Annotated in this window: 14 protein-coding genes; 5 read left to right on the plus strand and 9 right to left on the minus strand. The window is 42.6% G+C overall.

The features are described from left to right. Window positions 1-50 precede the first annotated feature (50 nt). The 3 genes from RMY63_RS33465 to RMY63_RS33475 all read right to left on the minus strand — a co-directional run bounded on the left by RMY63_RS33465 (window position 51) and on the right by RMY63_RS33475 (window position 4,772). Complete coding sequence (locus tag RMY63_RS33465) at window positions 51-3,086, minus strand: pentapeptide repeat-containing protein (protein ID WP_322732830.1); 3,036 nt, start codon at window positions 3,084-3,086, stop codon at window positions 51-53. A gap of 330 nt (window positions 3,087-3,416) precedes the next feature. Beyond that, a complete protein-coding gene (locus tag RMY63_RS33470) occupies window positions 3,417-4,553 on the minus strand; it encodes a transposase (protein WP_322732831.1) in 1,137 nt (378 codons plus the stop codon). A 72-nt stretch (window positions 4,554-4,625) separates the two neighbouring features. After that, the gene (locus RMY63_RS33475) at window positions 4,626-4,772 is read right to left on the minus strand and encodes a hypothetical protein (RefSeq protein WP_322732832.1); all 147 of its coding nucleotides are present in this window, start codon (window positions 4,770-4,772) and stop codon (window positions 4,626-4,628) included. Here RMY63_RS33475 and RMY63_RS33480 point away from each other — a divergent pair. From RMY63_RS33480 to RMY63_RS33495, 4 genes are all read left to right on the plus strand, one after another. Then, the gene (locus RMY63_RS33480) at window positions 4,764-6,536 is read left to right on the plus strand and encodes a DUF3685 domain-containing protein (protein WP_322732833.1); all 1,773 of its coding nucleotides are present in this window, start codon (window positions 4,764-4,766) and stop codon (window positions 6,534-6,536) included. The genes RMY63_RS33475 and RMY63_RS33480 overlap by 9 nt on opposite strands. A 91-nt stretch (window positions 6,537-6,627) precedes the next feature. Beyond that, window positions 6,628-7,335 (plus strand): phosphatidate cytidylyltransferase, encoded by a 708-nt coding sequence (locus RMY63_RS33485; RefSeq protein ID WP_322732834.1) that lies wholly within the window; start codon window positions 6,628-6,630, stop codon window positions 7,333-7,335. A gap of 1,252 nt (window positions 7,336-8,587) precedes the next feature. Beyond that, window positions 8,588-9,184, plus strand: a complete 597-nt coding sequence (locus RMY63_RS33490; protein WP_322727192.1) for a DUF4360 domain-containing protein — start codon at window positions 8,588-8,590, stop codon at window positions 9,182-9,184. A 158-nt stretch (window positions 9,185-9,342) separates the two neighbouring features. Further along, on the plus strand, window positions 9,343-9,864 hold the full coding sequence (locus RMY63_RS33495) for a hypothetical protein (RefSeq protein WP_322732835.1): 522 nt from the start codon (window positions 9,343-9,345) through the stop codon (window positions 9,862-9,864). Between the two features lie 772 nt (window positions 9,865-10,636). On the opposite strand, the gene RMY63_RS33500 is transcribed toward RMY63_RS33495, so the two are convergent. The 5 genes from RMY63_RS33500 to RMY63_RS33520 form a co-directional block, all read right to left on the minus strand. Then, entirely contained in the window at window positions 10,637-12,088 is a 1,452-nt protein-coding gene (locus RMY63_RS33500; RefSeq protein WP_322732836.1) for an NAD(P)/FAD-dependent oxidoreductase, read from the minus strand. A gap of 101 nt (window positions 12,089-12,189) precedes the next feature. Then, window positions 12,190-13,314: a threonine-phosphate decarboxylase CobD gene (gene cobD / locus RMY63_RS33505; protein ID WP_322732837.1), complete on the minus strand. Its 1,125-nt coding sequence runs from the start codon at window positions 13,312-13,314 to the stop codon at window positions 12,190-12,192. A gap of 26 nt (window positions 13,315-13,340) precedes the next feature. Further along, on the minus strand, window positions 13,341-13,625 hold the full coding sequence (locus tag RMY63_RS33510; protein WP_010998076.1) for an HU family DNA-binding protein: 285 nt from the start codon (window positions 13,623-13,625) through the stop codon (window positions 13,341-13,343). A 621-nt stretch (window positions 13,626-14,246) separates the two neighbouring features. Further along, window positions 14,247-14,483 (minus strand): helix-turn-helix domain-containing protein, encoded by a 237-nt coding sequence (locus RMY63_RS33515; RefSeq protein WP_322732838.1) that lies wholly within the window; start codon window positions 14,481-14,483, stop codon window positions 14,247-14,249. Between the two features lie 34 nt (window positions 14,484-14,517). Beyond that, window positions 14,518-15,870 (minus strand): N-acetylmuramoyl-L-alanine amidase, encoded by a 1,353-nt coding sequence (locus tag RMY63_RS33520; protein WP_322732839.1) that lies wholly within the window; start codon window positions 15,868-15,870, stop codon window positions 14,518-14,520. 186 nt (window positions 15,871-16,056) lie between these two features. Between RMY63_RS33520 and dnaG the strand changes: the two genes are divergently transcribed. Then, window positions 16,057-18,000 carry a DNA primase gene (gene dnaG, locus RMY63_RS33525; protein WP_322732859.1) on the plus strand — a complete coding sequence of 648 codons (1,944 nt, stop codon included), beginning with the start codon at window positions 16,057-16,059 and terminating at the stop codon, window positions 17,998-18,000. A 130-nt stretch (window positions 18,001-18,130) separates the two neighbouring features. On the opposite strand, the gene RMY63_RS33530 is transcribed toward dnaG, so the two are convergent. Beyond that, window positions 18,131-19,105 carry an MvdD family ATP-grasp ribosomal peptide maturase gene (locus RMY63_RS33530; protein WP_322732840.1) on the minus strand — a complete coding sequence of 325 codons (975 nt, stop codon included), beginning with the start codon at window positions 19,103-19,105 and terminating at the stop codon, window positions 18,131-18,133. Window positions 19,106-19,136 lie beyond the last annotated feature (31 nt).

The raw sequence follows: 19,136 nt of genomic DNA on the forward strand, positions 1-19,136 counted from the left end.
CCCAATGCCCAATGCCCAATGCCCAATGCCCAATGCCCAATGCCCAATGCTCAATACCCAATCGAATTCTTGCCAAAAACTGTCTCATCATCGGCATCATCATCTAAATCTACTGACAAAATTGCGCCTTCACAGCTTTCAATTAGTCCGATCGCAGGGGTTTTGTTCCAATTAAGGTTTGTCTTTGGTGTGATTTTCACGGTATTTAAGAAGGGCTGCTGCGATGCCTGCGGCGGTAAACTACGCAAATGTTTCAGTTTTTGAAACAACTCTTTAGATAATAAAGCACCATTATCAGCAGCCAATTTTTTGTCAGTCGCAGCAAGGATGGCATCAAATAAGCAGGCATTGGTGAGATCGGCAGAATTAAGATTTGTCCCCATCAGGTTTGCCTGTTGCAGGTTTGCGCCTGTGAGATTTGCCTGTTGTAGATTCGCACCTGCAAGGTTTGCGTGTTGTAAGTTTGCGCCTGTGAGGTTTGCTTGTTGCAAATTGGCACCAGCCAAATTCGCCCCCATTAACTCCGCATTGGATAAATTTGTTTGCTCAAGATTTACCCCAGTTAACATCACTTGCAATAAAGAAGCTCCCGATAAATTGAGTCCAGACAGAGACTTAATTCGGGTTGCGAAGGCACTTTTATGTAAAACCGTTGTCCTAGCAATTAGCACACTCAGTACTTCTGGATTGAATTCTGTCAAATTGACTGGATTCCCACAAGGCCAAAATGGAACTTTTGTTTCTCGGTTGCAAGCACAAAGCAATAAAAACACATTCAGTCCCACCGCAGCATTCACCTGTTCAACATTCACAGGGTTTTGCAGTGCATGAAAATTAGTCAAAGCTTTGTGGGCTATCCCCTCATCTAACCAACGTCCTTGACAGTAAGCACGCCAGAAAGATAAAAGACGTTGAAACAAAACTTCAAAGGAAAATTTGTGCTTTTGCTGGCGGCGTAATCCAGCGATCGCTAGTTCTTCTATTTCTTGGCTAAGTATCCCGTAACCTAGTAAATTATAAATATTCTGGGCTACGCTACTGGGAGAATCAAGTACAAAAGTAGGCGTACCATAAGCTTCATCTTGGTACTGAGTCAGAAGTTTAAGTTGGGCAACAATCGCATCTGCACAAAGAGCTTCTCCTAACTTGAGATGCGAAAACTCAATTAAACTACTTTTCGCTGCGCCTTCGCCTGAGCTTTCTACATGCCAAATTTTAAAATAAAACGCTGGTAAACTATTAAATTCACCAGCTAGATTAATTTGATGACGTTGCGAGTGTAAAATTTTGAGAGCGATCGCTTGCATCTGCTCAAGTAAATGTTGGGGATGACGATCGCCGAGTAAATTAGCGATCGCTTCTGGAGTCCGGTGGATATGAGCCGTACCCGAACGCAGTAGCATTGTTTTGATCCCACCACTTAGCGGATAACCCAACAACCATCGACTGAGGCGATGATGAATTTCCGATAACAGAAAAGACTTTTGGGTATTAGCAGCTAACTGCAACAGTTCATCATCTAGCAATCCCTCGCGGTGCAAGATGCCCAACAAATGCAGCATTAGGGGTTGACGGACAAGGGCAGATAATTCTCTTAACTTTGATTGGCTGGCAAATAACCCTGCCTGTTTTAAAAATGTAAAGAAGTTTTGAGTAATGGGTAATGATTGCACTTTTGCCCATTGTTGAAACCATTGTTTGAGTTCGTCCACATCTAACGGCTGAATAATAATTCGCCTCAACAACAATAGGGGTAGTTCGGAAATGATTTCTGGTAACGTCTTTGACCGACTCGTTAACACAATTTTGTGCCGCTGCTGAGATTGAAAGTTCAGTAATTGCTGAATAAAAATTGCTTGTGTCCTAATACCTCCAGCAGAATGGGGCAATTCATCCAAACCATCCAGCAGCAACAGACAAGGGAGATTTTCTTGCTCTAACCAAGTTGAAAGATTAACAGGAAAGGCAGAATTTAGAGTTTCGATGAGAGTTTTACCGTATTTTACATCTCGTAACCTAATTACTATAGGCATCCAAGTAGGGTATAATTCCTGTGCTACCTGTGCTGCCCAAAGTTGGCAAAAACTAGTTTTTCCATAACCAGGTTCTGACTCAATAACAGCGATCGTTTCTAAATCAGTTAGCTGTTGCTGCGCCCATGTTTTTAAATCAACTGGTAAACCAGCTTTTTTATCTTGCTCAGAAATATTTTCTTCTATTGGTAAGCCTTTTTGTGGTACATAGATATCCTTAAGAGCAAAGGATTCCATTAGCAAAGGCATACTGAGGTTTTTAATTAAACTTGCACGGTAATGTTCTCGGTGCAAATCAATTTTTTCACTGACTGTAGAACCAACTTCTGGGGTGATGAAACCGGGAGATAATGAAATCCCCAAACGGAAAAATTTTTGCAGTTGGGCTAAAGGTGCAGCATTCTCGGTGACGACTACCAATATGTCACCAGGAAGTGAGTTGACTAAACGCTGTGTTAGAAGTTTCGCTTCCGCTTCCTCTGCACCATTGGCAACTAACCAAGCGATAGCAGCATTATTTATTTGTTGCACCACTAATGAATCTGCAACCGAAGACAGTGCTTGTTCAGCTTGAGTATCAGTCAATTTACCTGGGCTGAGAGTTTTCAGCAATCCTTGTAGTTGCGGTTCTTGGAGGATGAATTTACCAACGTCCTCTTTAAGTATGTGTGGTTGTATGGGTATAATTGCCCGGTCTAACCACGGTTTTTGTAAGCTTGCTTCCTGCTCTAGAATTGCTTGCAAAGCTTGGAGATAGGCAATTTGAAACGCTAGCCATGTGCCTTCGTTACGTTTTAAGGGTTTTTTTTGGCTGAGGCTACGCAACAGTTTTTCTGTCAACTGGGAAATGACACTGATTTCTTCCCAAACAATACTTAAGGGCAGTTCTAAAACTTCTACCAAGGTACAGATATCAAAAGGCATGAGGCTTTTGAGTTCCATATCCTGAACAATACGGTAGGCAATACCTGCCAATTGCCCTCCAGAAAAGCCTCTGATTTGATTGATTGTGATATGGCGTTCTGCCAACCAGTGCCGAATACTCAGGTTCATTTAATCACACATACGATCGATTTATCAGTTTACAGCACTCAGTACTGAGTGCTGAGTCCTGAGTGCTGAGTATTTTTTCTTACTAAAGTAGTTTTGTACTATGGTTGATACCCCGCTCCTCGTGGGCGGTCTTTTAACTCAGCACTCGGAACTCAGAACTCAGCACTCTTCATGAAAACAGGTGACAATGAGGAAGACAAAGTTTTGTATCAAAGTTGTTTTCTGATTGGTAAAAAACAGTGCCAATCTAATTGAGTGGATTGTAAACAACTCGCCGCTAAATCGGAGTACCGATTGTGGGTTACGCTTTATCCCAGATTTCACCTATCGTCATAGGGACAATTGTCCTTCTAGTTGACAAGCAATCCCCGGAATTTCGGGCGAGTTTACAAAAGTCACCCCAAGAGCAGCAATATTATTGGCCGCGTTTATATCAGCATCATGCTCCAACCCACAATGCCCACACTTAAAAACTTTTCCGTTGCGATACGACTTCCCTTTGATTGGGTGGACGTGGTGGCAGCGCAAACAGGTTTGACTCGTATAGGTAGGTGGTACAAAAACAACAGGTATCCCAGCAATATTTGCCTTGTACCCAACAAACAAACGCAGCTGATAAAACGCCCAATTATTAGTTCTACGACGCTCTACTTTGCTTCGTCGCTTTTGATTCAAAGACTCTCGAATGTTAGTCAAATCCTCAAAAGCCAATGCCGCGTTTATCGTGAGTGCATCTTGAACAAGTTGCTTACTAATATTGTGATTCAACCATTCTTGAAACTTCCGTTCTCTCCCGGAAAGCCTTCTCAAAAGTCGTCTAGACGACCGAGTGCGTTTGGATTGAACGTTAGCCCTGACCAAGCTTACGCGGTCACGAACCGATTGAATCTGCTTACCATTCCACGATTTCCCCGTGGATGTGGTGGCAATATCGCGTCTCCCCAAGTCAACACCAATCACCTTTGGAGTCCTACCAGTGGGCTGAGTCGGGATATCAACGACACAGTTGATAAAATATTGCCCCTGTTTGGTTCTATTCAATGTTGCGCTAGTGGGGTTTTGCCCCCGCAGCAGTGCAATTTGATAACCACCAATAGACAATTTAAATTCAACTCGTCCACACATCAAAGTTACCCCTACAGACTGGCTTTCTTCCTTATAAACAAAGGTGCGAACATCCAAACCAACAGAGGTGGGTCTAAATTTGTGGATTTGCTTAACAGCCTTAGCGTTGCCAATAACTCTTCTGATAGCCTGACAAACATGGTTAGCTTTCAAGCCCGTTGCCTCACGCACAGGTTTATAAACCTTGTGGTGAAGCTTGGTAGTATTCCAACAATTATCACGCTTGGCCACCTCCAATATCTGATTGCAAGCATCAGCAAACCCTTCTATTGTGTGGTCGATTTCGCCACAGAAGTTAGCAGGGACTATAAGCTTGCATTTAACAGATATGGATTGAGTCATAGTACTATTATAACTCATCCACGTAAATTATTAACGACAACTCGCTCACCCCGCGCATTGTTTGAACTACGTTCAGAGCCATTTGGGGGTGAAGCTCATTGCCGTTCCTCCATTTCTGAGGCAGCGCGTTGGGCGGCTCTGCCGACTTGTAGCGACTGCCGTCTCACCGCCAACTGTTCCAGTGTGGCGGGAGTCTCCTGGAGGTGCTAGATGAGCCATCGCCCTCTAAAATTATTGTTAATCGACCAAGACCCGATTTTTCGTTTGGGATTACGGGTAGCTCTAGAAGCGATTCCTAACCTAGAAGCGATCGCAGTTGTAGAAACTGATACCATTGCCTTGCAGATTCTAGCAGAAATTGCTGAAAAAGACCCTAACCAGGTAAATTTGGTAGTTTTAGAATTTGGTAATGGTCGCTCTACCACCAGTCAACAGCTAGGCTTACAATTCTGTCGGCAACTCAGAGCTTTATATCCCAACCTACCAATCCTGCTCCTCAGTTCTATTCAAGAGCAAGGACTGCTATTAGCAGCGAAATCTATTGGTGTAAATGGCTACTGCCCCAAAGGTACACCACTTTCTGAGTTAGTCGCCGCCATGCAAGAAGTTGCAGATGGTGGTTCCTATTGGTTCCAGGACACGCAAGCAATAATAACTCCTAACTCCTCACTCCTAACTCCCAACTCCTCACTCTTAACTCCTAACTCCTCACTCCCCTTCTCTAAACTGCGAAATAATTTACGTTTGTCAGGAATTGCTAACATTAATGCTACCTTAGCCGCAGTAACAGTACAATTACAAGTTCCCGGACTACCAGTACTAGATCGAGCCATCCTAGCTGGACAGCGGCGAGAACTGCAAGCGGCTCGTTGGTTGCTAAATCGGTTGTTGGTTTCACCACAAGAAAGGCAAGAGGAACAGATTCCAGTTGCCCATCAGCCGCCTTTGACTCCTTCGTTAAGTAATGCCATTCAGCAAAGGCAAACTGTATCACCTTTACTTAGTCCGGGAACCCTACAATCTGCCTTGTTTACATCTTGCATTAATAAGCTTCAATTTCCTTTAAGAAATGTCACAGATATACCTTTAGAAATTGACATCTTTCGTGAAGATAAAAAACGGGAATTACTTTATCTGATCCTACAAAAATTGGCTGACCAGTTGGATGAACTGCGTGCTTCTCAAATAGAGATGAATCAATTATATGAACTAAAAAATACCTTAATGCGTGATTTATGGCAAGTAGCAATTATAGATTTTTTTGGGAAATTTTCTCGGATAAAAGTAGTTAATCAAAATATAGAAATTCTTAATTTATTGCTAGAAAATACAGAGGTTTTGCAAAGAGACATTCTCCAAAAAATCCCGCTAGTTTGTGAGTTGTATTCTTATCTTTTATTTCAAACAGAATTGAGTATTGATAATAGCTCCTATCCAGTAGTTAGTGCTGAAGCCAAGTCCCAAGCATTGATGATTTTAGAGAACTTGTTGATTCAGGTAGCGAATGGAGTAGTGCAACCACTGTTAAATTATTTAGCAGATGTAGAAGAGATTAAGCAAAACTTTTATGGGCGTCAATTGATTTCTACAAGAGAGATTGAACGGTTTAGAAATGATTTGTCGTGGAAATATAGATTAAAAAATTATATAAACGAGCCAAAAGCAGTTTTTGAAAGTCGCTATGAACTATTTGTAATAGTACCTCGTGGCATTGCCAATACTTCAGTTTATGCTCCTCGAAATCAAGAGTTAGTAAAACTTTCTAATATTCCTTTAGTAGTGACATTGCTCCTAGAATTTAGTGATGCGATCGCACCGCGTTTAAAATCACTATTAGCTTTTTTAGGTAGCGGTATAGTCTTCATACTTACCCAAATAGTTGGTCAGGGTTTAGGTTTAATCGGTCGTGGTATCCTTCAAGGTATTGGTAGCGTTTCGTCAGTAGAAAAGAACTTTAGACGAAATAGCGATCGACCTAAATAAACCAACGCAGCAAAGGAGCAGCTTTCTAGAAATCTTTCTCCAATGACAAATGACAAATGACAAATGACAAATGACAAATGACAAATGACAAATGACAAATGATTTTATTGGACTAGCAATTTCTTATGTTTACGCTATCGGTCTGCTTGTCATTGGCGAGGGATTGCGTAAGCTGTTTGCTGTGAAGCCAGATTTGACTCGCAAAATAATCCATATTGGTGCAGGGATGTGGGCTTTCGGCGTCCTGCTACTGTTTAGCCACTGGGAAATCGGAATTATACCTTTTGCTAGCTTTATCGGACTGAACTACCTGTTTTACCGCTACCGAATTATCGGCGCAATGGATACCCAAGATAGCTCACCTGGCACGGTTTATTTCGCTATCTCAGTGACACTGCTGTTCGGGCTACTGTGGCGACCAGAGGGGCCAGTAGATAGCGCTCCAATTGCTGTAGCAGGGATAATGGCCATGACCTGGGGTGATGCACTAGCAGCATTAATCGGTAGACGTTTTGGGCAGCATAAATACCAAGTGGGAAGTTCTGTACGTTCCTGGGAAGGTTCAGCAGCAATGTTTATAGCGAGTACAGTAGTGATTTTCTTGGTACTGTTACTGCTACCTGGTTCGTCCCTGAGTCCCCTAGCAACGCCTTTAAGTTTAGGATGGGCCTTGTTGACGGCGGTGGTAACTGCTACTTTCGCAACCCTCGCAGAGGCAGTCTCGCCCCACGGCACAGATAATCTCAGTGTACCTCTAACAGCGGCGGGAGTAGTTTGGATTTTCATGCAGGGTTTTTAAGGCACTCCCAATTATCTCGTTCCCAGTCTACAACTAGAATTTCAGCCACTCATAATGTAGATTCTCAATAAAAATAGCTATTTCATATCATGTCCGGCTAATTAGTTATCGTCAATTAAAGGGTTTAAAACCCCAACCAAAACACGTAGCATATTTTCAGTTGGGGTTTAAATTTCCATCTGAAAATATCTTTAATTTTGTTAGCGCAGCGTAAAGCCTTCTCTTCTCTTTCAGAGACGCTAACGCGAACGAGAGGCAACGCCTTCGGCATAGCTTCGCTTAGAGCGAATCCGCGTACTCTTACAGAGAAGCAAGCTACGCGCAGCGTCTCGTAGAGAGCGTCATTTTGAATTTTGAATTGTTAAGATTTCCTTTCTCTATGTAGAAAGCCCAAAAACCCCTCCCCTCTGCACCTGAAGCCCCTGAAGCCCCCCTGCGGTCTTAATGATAAGTCTTTTTTAACCGGACATGATATCACTGCGATGTCTGCGGCGGTCTGTGACGCTCAACGGCTGACTAACGCTGCACTATCGGTATCGCACTATTACAGCAGTTTTCATTTGCATGAAGTACAAAGTTACAGGTTTTGAGGCAGGAGGCAGATCGCTTTTAGCGTCTCCCCTTGGGAGAAGGCAGTTCTTGCTGGAGAGAAGAAGTAGAAACTCTTTATATTTGATAAATCAGTCCTGGATTTTGTACCTCACTTACTTGCAATCTGCTGTAAATCGGTGATTTATACCCCTAATTTTTAGGACCTAACTTTGGAGTACTGCTCCTTCATACTACAATACTACTATTTTAAAGTTGGCAGTGTTTAGAAACACAATATATCTGTGATCAAGAACACATATTTGTTGATTGAGACAACTATATGATCTTCCCCATATGGAGCTACAGCAAGAATACATCTTGTAACTTGATGTCCATCTTCTTTCTGTTAACTCCAGCGATAAACCGTTATGCTTCATTTTCTGATTAAGCAGAAATTGTCAAAGCATACTTGAAAGGATTTCCCACAATTGAAGAAGGCAGAAGCCTGTAAGTACCAATCAAAACTTTAGTTGTGGGTGATTGCCCACTATTACAACAAAGTTGTGTCGAGATATGTAATACCAGACACAAAGCATCCTTGCTTGAATCTCATGCTTTTAAGTGTGGGATTAAAACAAAGATGCCTTCATACCTCGTACCTTCTGCCTTCTAAATGCATTTTCCATGAAAAACCAACTCTAGCAACATAGGTACAATCAATATGAACTTTAAACAATTTGGTGTATTACTGTCTGTATCTACAATTCTTGGAATCAACGTGATTGCGACCAAAGTTTTGGCTGTAGACGAGCCTAGTATTACTTTTGGAGATGCACTCGGATCTGGTGGATGTAAAGTTGCCGATCAGCTTCCTGGAGAGGATGGTAGAAGCTTATCGATTGTCTTGGATAACTTTAATGCATACAATGGTGGCCGTAAAAAGTGTGTTTTACGTGTTCAAAGTTTTATTCCAAGTGGTTTCATCATCCAAGATGTACAAGTACTGTACCAAGGAACTACTGAGGTTAATAGAGGGAGTAAAGGTACCAGCTTAAGCAGAACTTATAGCTTTAGTGGTGGTGCTCTAGGTCAAGCCGTAGCTCCCCCTAAAACTACCAAGTTTACATCTGATAAGGCATTTGCAGAGCAAGATGAGATTACTGTTCTAGCTGCTACAGGTTTATGTAGTGGTGGTGGGCAAGGACTATTAGGTATTAATCTGATTGCACAATCCTCATCAGGAAGTAATATTTTCGTTGATACAGCCGATATAAATGCTGGAGATGTGAGACTTTATTTTGACCTAAAGCGTTGCTAGTCTTTGCTTTTAGCGATTCTGCGGATAGATGGTGATACACCGCACCAAATTTCAAATTTAGTGGTCTTCAATGAGTGGTGGGTCTAAATCCCCCACTAATTGAATCTACCGAATTTATTCTTCTTTAAGATTACAAATTTCTGTTGATGGAGAGTAAGATGATGTTGAGATTAAGTGATGCACGTAATTTTTTCATATTAATGTGCTTGTTTTTTTTCTGTTGTTATGATGCCAATTCATCTAGCACTGCTGCTCCAATAAACAACCAGCCAAAATTTTTGGTTAATAAGGGATGTAATGTAAGTTTCAATCCGCAAATAAATCAGCTTACACTTCGCTCCCCTATAACTGTAAAGGCACAATCGTCAAGGGCTAGATGTATCATTAGAATTGATACCTCTAATACACAAAAGCAATTTAGGCTCGTGCCTTTAGCTTTCAAAGGTGTAGTCAAAAAAGCACCAGCAAGAGTAGCTATCACATCATTTTTACTTGGCGATCAACCAACTCCATATCAAATAACATATGGAAGTGCTGTAAATTTTGATTTGACCAAGAAAATACTTCCAACTAACTATACAACTACAGGAAAAAGTGTTTTAGGCATTAATTTAGTATTAACAACAACCGGAGGAGAATTAGAATTGACAGATCTAAAGTTTGCACTTCAACAAAAATAAGTAGTTGGACAAAAACATTTACACTCATTGCGAGCGAAGCGTTCGCGCGCTCGCGTTCGCTCCATTCGCAATGACATTGTGTAATTAATTCTGTCCAATTATTTAACAAGCTCAATTCTGAGGGATGCTCCCCAATTCTGATGACATTGCGTTTGCAATCAAGCTGCTGTCAACATTGGCAAAGGCAGTAACCTTGTGGAAGTAAGTAATGATATCAGTACCTTCCTGAAGTTATTAGACCTCCTATGAAAATAGGGACTGGGGACTGGGGACTGGGGAAGGTGGGGCCCCCTCTGGGGATCAGGGGTAATGGGGATTGGGAAAGAGGTATTTTCATTGTTCCTTGTGAGCGCAGCTCATGGAGTCTCTTGCAAAAGTCCCCTAACACCCCACCCCCAACCCCTCCCCGCCTGCGGGGAACTCGGGGCCCCCTCTGGGGATTAGGGGCAGGGAGAATTTGACATAAGTCAAAGGCGGGGTGGGGTTCTTTTTTTGATTTATGCAAGAAGTCTATTAGAATGACCGAACAAGGCAAAAGTGAAAAGTGAAAAGGCACTCATAAAGAACAAGAAAAAATGGTTAAAGCACCATTATTTATTTATTGAAAGAAATAAAAATATTTATTTCGAGCGGAAAATGGCACGAGAAATAATATGTCCGTGATTATTTCCCCTAAATTTATTAATGGGGATTATCTTTTTACACTTCGGCTCCGCTCAGTGTAAACTTTTTACTTTTTACTTTTTACTTCTTAAAACTCCGTGCAAAAGTGCTAACTCCAATTGCGGCAGAAATGGAAGAAGCCTTCTAAAAACTCTTGCAAAGGAATGTTGGTATTTAACTTTTGCTTACTCCACTCTCTTGCAGTTCGTTCCAGAATTTCTGAAAAACTGGGATAGGTAGGAGATAAATTTGCTAGATATTTGACTTTAATTTTTTGTGATATTGCTAAGGCAATCAAATTAATTAATTCGCCAGCTTCTGCCCCCAATATCGAAGCTCCTAAAATTTCGCCGTTGTGTAGCACAATTAATTTACACATACCAGTGGTTTCGTCCCGAAGTTGGGCTGCTGCCACTGTTTTAAAATATTGTCGCAAAACTAAAATTTCATCTTGGCTAAATAGGCGTTTTGCCTGTGCCTCTGTCAAACCCACTTGCGCCAGCATCGGCACAGAAAATATCGCCCAAGGAATGGAGCGATAATCTGCTCGTAACCAGGGGAAAAAGAGTGCATTGTTCAGTGCAATTTTTGCTTCATAATTAGCAATATTGGCAAAGTCGTAACCACCAATTACATCACCACAAGCATAAATACGGTGGTTAGTGGTTTGCAGCTTATCATTCACAACTAAGCTACGCCGATGCCATTTCACACCTACTGCTGCCAGATTTAGGGATTCAAGATTCGGCTGTTGTCCAGTCGCTACTAAAATTTCATCAGTTTCAATGGCCTTATCTCCTGCTTGAATCCACTTTTTATTCTCAATTAGCCTCACCTGAGTTACTAGTTTTTCGGTGAGGACGCGCACACCTTCTACTTCCAACTGCGCCTGAAGCAATATGGCTATCTCAGGGTCTAGATATGGAAGAACATAAGGATGCTTGACTACCAGCGTCACACTGCAACCAAACCTTGCTAAAGTTTGAGCAATTTCAATGCTTTGGGGAATTCCACCGATAATTACCCAATTTTTAGGTAATGTCGTTCCTTGTAAAGATTGCCAAATATTAGAAAGGGTTAGATAGCCAGTGGCTTGCAATCCCTCAATCTCAGGAATTTCTGGACGCGAACCACTAGCCAGCAAATAAGTACGGGCGCGTAGTAGGCGATTGTTAACGGCAAAAGCCAGTTGGGGTAAAGATTGAAATTGACCACTGCCAACGATAACATCGACTCCCTGCGCGGCTAGGATGACTGGGGAATGCTGTTCTTGGAGATTTGAGGCGGCGCATTGAGCATACAGCATTGCTTCTTGCCACGCCATAGATATGTGGCATTCTTCTGAGGTATCAGTGTGTGTGGCATGAATACCAAAACCAGCCGCATCCTTCAACTTTTGCGCTAGTTTACCAATTTCGCTAAGAGCATGGTGATGAGTAAACCCGTAGTCTACTTTAGGTTGTACCAAGGCAACTGTAGCACGTAGTTGGGTTGCAGCAAGGGCAGCATAGTATCCAGCAAGACTGCCGCCAATAATTACAACATCGTAGTCAATTGTCATTTGTCATTTGTCATTTGTCATTGGGCATGGGGCATGGGGCATGGGGCATTGGGCATGGCTGAATAATCAATAGTTCTTCTTCCTTTGCTCCCCTGCCTCCCCTACTCCCTACTCCCCACTCCCCACTCCCCACTCAACGCTGTTAGTAAGCGTTGGTTATCGGACTCTTTACGTATAGCAACCCGGAAAAAGCGATCGCCTAGTTCTTTAAAACTAAGGCAATCACGGATTAAAATCTGGTGATGCTTGAGTAATTGTTGCTGTAACTGCAAAGTTGATTCTTGGGACTCAACCAGTAAAAAGTTAGTAGCACTTGCTTGGGGTTGCAATCCTGGGATTTCATTTAAACCCTGAAAGAGTTGGTTTCGTGCAGGTGGTAGCCATGCCCAGGTTTGCTGCTGAAACTCCGTATCCTGGAGTGCCGCAATTGCCGCCGCCGCTGCTAACGTGTTTACGGGCCAGGGGTCACGCCATAGCTGCCATTTAGCTAGGCAGTCAGGATGTGCGATCGCATATCCTAATCGCAGTCCTGGGAGACTGTAAAATTTGGTCAGCGATCGCAATACTACTAAATTCCTATATTCCTGCACCACCGGAATCAGGCTTTGTTCCTCATTGGGCGGCACAAAGTCCATAAATGCTTCATCCACCACAACCAAAGCAAATTGCTCCAGGTAGGGCAAAATAGACTCCCGTGACAACAGCTTTCCGGTTGGGTTGTGGGGGTTATTCAGCAATAGTCCACAGTGAGTGCTGAGTGCTGTTAGCGGATAGCTAAGGTTTAGCCCGTGCTGAGTGCTGAGTAAAACTAGTAACTCAGCACTCGGCACTCGTCGCTCAGAACTAATCAGGGGACACTCCAGCACTTTAGCGTTATACGCTGCCAAGGTTCGGTAGTAGTCGCCAAAGGCTGGAGTTATTAAAATTGTTGCTGCTAATTGTGCTAATTCTCTACCTATCAAAGTAAGTAATTCTGCTGAGCCGTTACCCGGCAGAATCCACTCAGAGGGCAATTGATGGAAGTGACTGAGAGCTAGTCTCAGTTCACTATAATTTGGGTCTGGATAGTGCTTAATATTACCAATTTGGGACACAATAGCAGCGATCGCGCTGTTTGGCGGTCCCAAAGGGCTGATGCTAGCAGAAAAATCCAGAATAGCATCAGGGGGACAGCCAGCCAGTGCTGCTGCCCAGGCTAAATTTCCCCCGTGTGCAGGTTGCCGCATTAAAAAAGGGTTCCCGAAGACAGAACCTATGCTTTTGGGGGTGCTACCTTTTCTCTAAACAGTTTTCCTGCCGAGAAGGCAGGAACCCTCGTTGCTGGAATTTCCATCTTTTCATTTGTTTTCGGGTTGCGACCTTCACGGGCTTTACGTTCCCGTGATTCAAATGAGCCAAATCCCACCAATGTCACCTTATCACCAGAGGAAACCGCTTCAATAATCGTTTCCAAAGCGGCAGTTAAGACTGCATCCGCTTGTTTCTTGGTAACACTAGCTTTTTCAGCTACGGCATCAACTAATTCACCTTTGTTCATGTCAAACTCCTGAAGGTTTACTTGAGATTTCAGTACGGATGCACATTAATACATTAGTACTGAAATCTCTGTTCGCAGAAATACAAAAATCATCCTTTGGGAGTATTTTTACTCAAAACGGCTGTACATCCCATCGGCTCGACTTTTCAATGAATCATTCTAAGGCGTTGTAGCCTGATGTGGATAGATGAAACCATTAATTTATATAGATTTCAGGATTTTTTGTAATTTTAGGGTACTTGTTTCACTAAAAACCACCCCAAAAGTAGGAAAAAATACCTAGTAAATCCCGTAATTGCAAAGAAAACAGGGGAGTGGAGAGGTGGGAAATGGTCAACGTTTGTTGGCATTCATTACCGATGTTGAAGAGTTATTGCTGAGATTAACCAATTTTTATGGAAATTGAAGGCTCAGATTCCCAATTTTTCTAAAAAGTCGGGGATTTTGCTCACTTTTCATGTAATGTGGAAAATCCAATCCGAAATTTAAACCCCTAGCAAGCTTCTTTTGTCGGGAAGCGGTAAAAATTAAAGCTTCTTTCCTACAAGGCTATCCATTAGTCACATCTTTCTTAACATTTGTGGTGGGGTCTGGCTGCGACAACTTCTTCTGGTGCATCAGTTACGCCTCTAATTGTCTGCCAAGGTATTTAGTATAGTAACTAGGCTTGTCTTTTAGCGGTGCAATACTGCAAGAAATAATAGAACACCTGTCAACATCACAACGGTTTTGCTCCCACCAGTTAAAGCGTTCTGCCAAACGATAGTTGTACTGGCGGCGACATAATTCCAGCCAGTTTTCAAACGTGGTTATCTGTTGCTTTGTTAGTCGTAGACAGTACTGGTAGGCGAGTCGCATTATTTAATCGCGTGGGGCTGCTGGCGGAAATAGCTCAAAGAAGTCCTGCTGATTCATATAATCGTTTGAGCATTGCTGAAATCTTTGTACCATAATCCAAATCTGCTGACCACCGCCCTGATAGCTGATCGATTAATGGCGCAATCCCGCGTGTGACAAAGCGAAACCTTGGATCTACTACTTCTTGTACCAAAGGTTCTAAGCTGGCGTAAGCTTTCAAATGTTGGATGTGCGCCCTCACTCCAATTCTGGCACTTGGAAAAGACGCAGCCTCCGAACCACCACCGATCGCACCTAAGCCTGCAAAGTTATTTTGCTCAGGTCTAATATCACCACCAAACCGTAAAAATCCAGTTTCTACACACATTTGGCAAAAGGCAATATCATAGCTCACTCCTTCTATACTTGCTTCTTCCCGATAAAGTTTTGGGATGTCAGGAAACTTTGCCAAAGCATTTTCATTGTTGTTTCTCAGAAATAATTGTAACTGTACTTCGGAAGTATTACCGTTTGACATCACCCGCGAAAATTGACCAGGGCAAACTACTAAATTCGAGCGTAAGCTAACGGTACGCGTTGCAGCATCCCAAGTGACTGCAATATTAAAATCTCGCAGTTCGATCGCTTTGACATAAACTATTTTGTGATAGGTAATCCGATTCACATTAGCTGCTTTTGAAAGGTCAATTCGTAAAAGGTCTATTAAGTCAATGGGAATGTAAGCATTACCATTAACTAAAACACCTTGCTCGGTGTAACTTTGTCCATTAATATTAATATTGATTGGCGGATAATTTGCTTCTGTCGGAGTTCCAGGAGTGGGGTCAATTACACGACTCCAAGTCACCAATCCATCGACAATTCCCAAAGCAAAATCGCGGCGACGAGTTTGCAGCAAAGCCCGATCCTCTGGATTGCTAAGAAACCCCACTTGTATCACCAAAGCTGGCAGCGTTGTCTGGCGACAGAATGCTAAACTACCCAATCCACTATTTGTATCTGGCTTGACTCCGCGATTCGGTAATTGGGGTACGCGGCGCAACAATCCCACTAGTAACTGTTCAGCATTGCTCTTGCGATCGCTATTATTAGTAATGTAGAAAACGCTAGCCCCACGCACAGAAGGGCTGTTAGCCGCATTAGCTGCAATTTCGAGAGCGACATCACCCCGACGACCGCGAGAATTGATCCAGGTGATAGTTTGGGCGGCGCTCAACTCATCAGGAACCGCCAAAATTTCCAAACTCCGCGCCCTCAGTTCCGTGACAATCAAATCCCGCAGCAAAATCATTTCTTTCGCTTCACTTGTACCACCTGCGATCGCACCTTGATCTATTCCTCCCGCTTCTTTGCCTCCATGAGCTGCTGATATAAAAATACGCCCCATTTTCAGTATTTCCTCTGATAAAATTAAGTCTAAGCAATTCTATACATCATTCTTGGTCTAGCAACAAGAATATAATAGCTATCAGAAGTCATTTGTCCTTTGTCCTTTGTCCTTTTTTCAAAGTTAATGCCCAATGACCAATGACTAATGACTAATGACCAATGACAAATGACCAATGACAAAGCCATGCAAATCCCCCGCTTGCACCCAGACACAATTGAGTCAGTTAAACAACGGGCTGATATTGTAGATGTCGTCTCGGAATACGTAGTTTTACGCAAACGAGGAAAGGATTTCGTCGGTTTGTGCCCCTTCCATGATGAGAAATCTCCCAGTTTCACCGTCAGCCAGACCAAGCAAATGTACTATTGCTTTGGCTGTCAAGCTGCGGGAAATGCCATTAAGTTTGTCATGGAGTTGGGGAAGCGTTCTTTTGCTGATGTGGTGCTGGATTTAGCACGACGTTACCAAGTACCTGTGCAAACTCTCGAACCCGAACAACGCCAAGAATTACAGCGTCAGCTATCTTTGCGCGAGCAGTTATATGAAGTTCTGGCAACGTCCGCCCAGTTTTATCAACACGCCCTTAGACAATCTCAAGGGCAAAAAGCACTTCAATATTTGCAATCTAATCGCCAACTCAAAGAAGAAACTATACAGCAATTTGGTTTAGGTTATGCCCCCGCAGGTTGGGAAACTCTCTATCGTTATTTAGTACAAGATAAACATTACCCAGTGCAAATACTGGAAAAAGCGGGATTGATTAAGCCACGCCGGGAAGGGGGCGGTTATTATGATGTATTTCGCGATCGCTTGATGATTCCCATCCGTGATGTCCAAGGGCGCGTCATTGCCTTTGGTGGGAGAACTCTGACTGATGAACAACCTAAATATCTCAATTCACCAGAAACCGAACTTTTTAGTAAAGGTAAAATACTATTTGCCCTTGATCAAGCTAAAGGTGGGATTTCTCAACTCGATCAAGCGGTGGTGGTAGAGGGATATTTTGATGCGATCGCTCTCCACACTGCTGGTATTAATAACGCCGTTGCTTCACTCGGTACAGCCTTAAGCTTACAACAAGTGCGGTTAATATTACGCTACACCGAATCGAAACAATTAGTACTCAACTTTGATGCTGATAAAGCCGGAACTAATGCCGCCGAAAGAGCGATCGGTGAAATTGCCGAATTAGCATACAAGGGCGAAGTTCAGCTAAAAATTCTCAATTTACCCGATGGTAAAGATGCTGATGAATATTTGCACCAGCGAACTCCAGAAGATTATAAAGAACTGCTAAAAAATGCGCCACTTTGGCTAGACTGGCAGATTCAGCAAATTATTCAAGACCGAGACTTAAAACAGGCTACTGATTTTCAGCAAGTAACTCAGCAAATAGTCAAATTACTTAAAAATATAGCTAACAGCGATACACGAAATTATTATGTTTCTTATTGTGCTGAAATACTCAGCTTGGGAGATACCAGACTCATACCTCTACGAGTCGAAAATCTGCTAACTCAAATTGCTCCAGCTGCGGCTACATACTCTAAGCCCGTATCAGCAAAGAAAGCATGGGGAAATAGCAAAGTTTCTCACTCTCCACTCCCCACAGAACGCAGCCTTTTAGAACACGCAGAGGCGTTATTATTGCGAGTTTACTTGCATTGTCCCGAACAGCGTCAAATGATTGTTGGCGAACTAGAGGAGCGAGATTTGCAATTTAGCCTTTCCCACCACCGATTTTTATGGCAACAGATTTTAGAACTTTCAGTTGGTGATGGAGAGACGAAAAACTTGGCGTCTCTACCAAATTTAATTTCCCGCCTCCAAGATCAGTTCTTAGAATTTGACAGCGAGATCGGGTTAATTTCTCATTTATTTCATGTGGATGAAAAAAACCAGAAAGAAATACTGCGGACTGGGCAAGTAGTTCAAGCTGCGATCGCTTGTATGGATTTAGTGATGCTTGAAAAACGCTATCGTCACTTTTTGGAACTATGGCAACAAACCGATCCAGAAGCTGAACCAGAGCGGTATCAATATTATTATCAAGCTTTCTACGCTGAAAAAATCAAGCTTCAACAAATAGACCGACAACGGTTATTTTCCATCACAGAGCTAAGTTGACATATATAGCACAAGCCTTGGTGATTACGACATCAACAGATGATAAAACTTAGTCACAAAAAGACTTTTCACCCACTCCCCACTCCCTTGCTATAGTAGTTACCGCATGGTTAAGGTAGAGAAAATCGAGTCAATTAGCTGAATTATTTAAAACCTCAGCGATCGCCTGGGAAATCGGTAAGCCAGGACAGCGTTCCAGCCAGAAGAACTCGCCAACTGGGTTAACTTCAAGGAATACATGACGACCATCAGGAGTCAAAATAATATCAAGCGCCCCATAGTTTAAACGGAATTCTGCCATGAGTTTGAGCAATTTCTCTTCGACATCTTCGGGCAAAGTGTATGACTCCCAAGCGTCAAGTAAGGCGATTCCCTGTTTGCGCCAATCGTAACGTGCCTTATCCAAAGCTTGAGAATCAACCGCAGCCGTTAGCACACGCTTCCCGACAATAATTGTCCGCAATTCCAATGCCTTGGGAATCTTTTCTTGAAATGTCATTGGGCAGAAACGTAAGCCATCAAGGTTGTCTAGATCCTCTGATGAAATTGGATTTGTAAACACAACTTTTTCTCGCCCTCGTTCATCATAAATAGCAAAGGAAGACAGCATTTTTGTAATCATTCCCTGCTGACACTCTTGGGCAAATTGCTTTACTGCTACTGGATTATTTGTAGTCAGAGTGCGTGGCGTATCTAGACCGACATCTCCTGCTATTTGTAATTGCAGTTGCTTATTTTCCGCTCGGCGAATATTTGGCATAGGGTCAAGATGAAACCCCTTGATACTAGCAATCATTCCCTCAATACTGACACGAGATTCTTTCAGCGAGGCTTGTCTAAGTTGCCTGTCCATCGAGTTAGGAATTTTTGACCCAATTGCAATGCGCCGATACCAAACTGCTGACACTTCATTTAAATCTAATGTCTGGTCATCGACACTCAGAATCACTCGCTTAGTACTACCATAGTAAATATCTAACTGTATTTCTGTGGGAAATCGGTCTGTGTCAAAACGAAATGCTTTCTTTCCTTGGGCTTCAATTGCCTGAATAACTAGAGGAATACTTTCGTTATCTTGGCTGTGAGTAATTATTAAAATAGTCATTTACAAATATGGAGAATGAAGTACGCTACAG

The sequence above is a fragment of the Nostoc sp. ChiQUE01b genome (genome assembly GCF_034531255.1).
In the GTDB taxonomy this organism is placed as follows: Bacteria; Cyanobacteriota; Cyanobacteriia; order Cyanobacteriales; family Nostocaceae; genus Nostoc.

What these genes read in the sequence shown, in the direction of transcription:
- RMY63_RS33465 (WP_322732830.1), bottom strand. Translation starts at nt 3,086, where the DNA reads ATGAACCTGAGTATTCGGCACTGGTTGGCAGAACGCCATATCACAATC.
- RMY63_RS33470 (WP_322732831.1), bottom strand. Translation starts at nt 4,553, where the DNA reads ATGACTCAATCCATATCTGTTAAATGCAAGCTTATAGTCCCTGCTAAC.
- RMY63_RS33480 (WP_322732833.1), top strand. Translation starts at nt 4,764, where the DNA reads ATGAGCCATCGCCCTCTAAAATTATTGTTAATCGACCAAGACCCGATT.
- RMY63_RS33475 (WP_322732832.1), bottom strand. Translation starts at nt 4,772, where the DNA reads ATGGCTCATCTAGCACCTCCAGGAGACTCCCGCCACACTGGAACAGTT.
- RMY63_RS33485 (WP_322732834.1), top strand. Translation starts at nt 6,628, where the DNA reads ATGACAAATGATTTTATTGGACTAGCAATTTCTTATGTTTACGCTATC.
- RMY63_RS33490 (WP_322727192.1), top strand. Translation starts at nt 8,588, where the DNA reads ATGAACTTTAAACAATTTGGTGTATTACTGTCTGTATCTACAATTCTT.
- RMY63_RS33495 (WP_322732835.1), top strand. Translation starts at nt 9,343, where the DNA reads ATGATGTTGAGATTAAGTGATGCACGTAATTTTTTCATATTAATGTGC.
- RMY63_RS33500 (WP_322732836.1), bottom strand. Translation starts at nt 12,088, where the DNA reads ATGACAATTGACTACGATGTTGTAATTATTGGCGGCAGTCTTGCTGGA.
- cobD (WP_322732837.1), bottom strand. Translation starts at nt 13,314, where the DNA reads ATGCGGCAACCTGCACACGGGGGAAATTTAGCCTGGGCAGCAGCACTG.
- RMY63_RS33510 (WP_010998076.1), bottom strand. Translation starts at nt 13,625, where the DNA reads ATGAACAAAGGTGAATTAGTTGATGCCGTAGCTGAAAAAGCTAGTGTT.
- RMY63_RS33515 (WP_322732838.1), bottom strand. Translation starts at nt 14,483, where the DNA reads ATGCGACTCGCCTACCAGTACTGTCTACGACTAACAAAGCAACAGATA.
- RMY63_RS33520 (WP_322732839.1), bottom strand. Translation starts at nt 15,870, where the DNA reads ATGGGGCGTATTTTTATATCAGCAGCTCATGGAGGCAAAGAAGCGGGA.
- dnaG (WP_322732859.1), top strand. Translation starts at nt 16,057, where the DNA reads ATGCAAATCCCCCGCTTGCACCCAGACACAATTGAGTCAGTTAAACAA.
- RMY63_RS33530 (WP_322732840.1), bottom strand. Translation starts at nt 19,105, where the DNA reads ATGACTATTTTAATAATTACTCACAGCCAAGATAACGAAAGTATTCCT.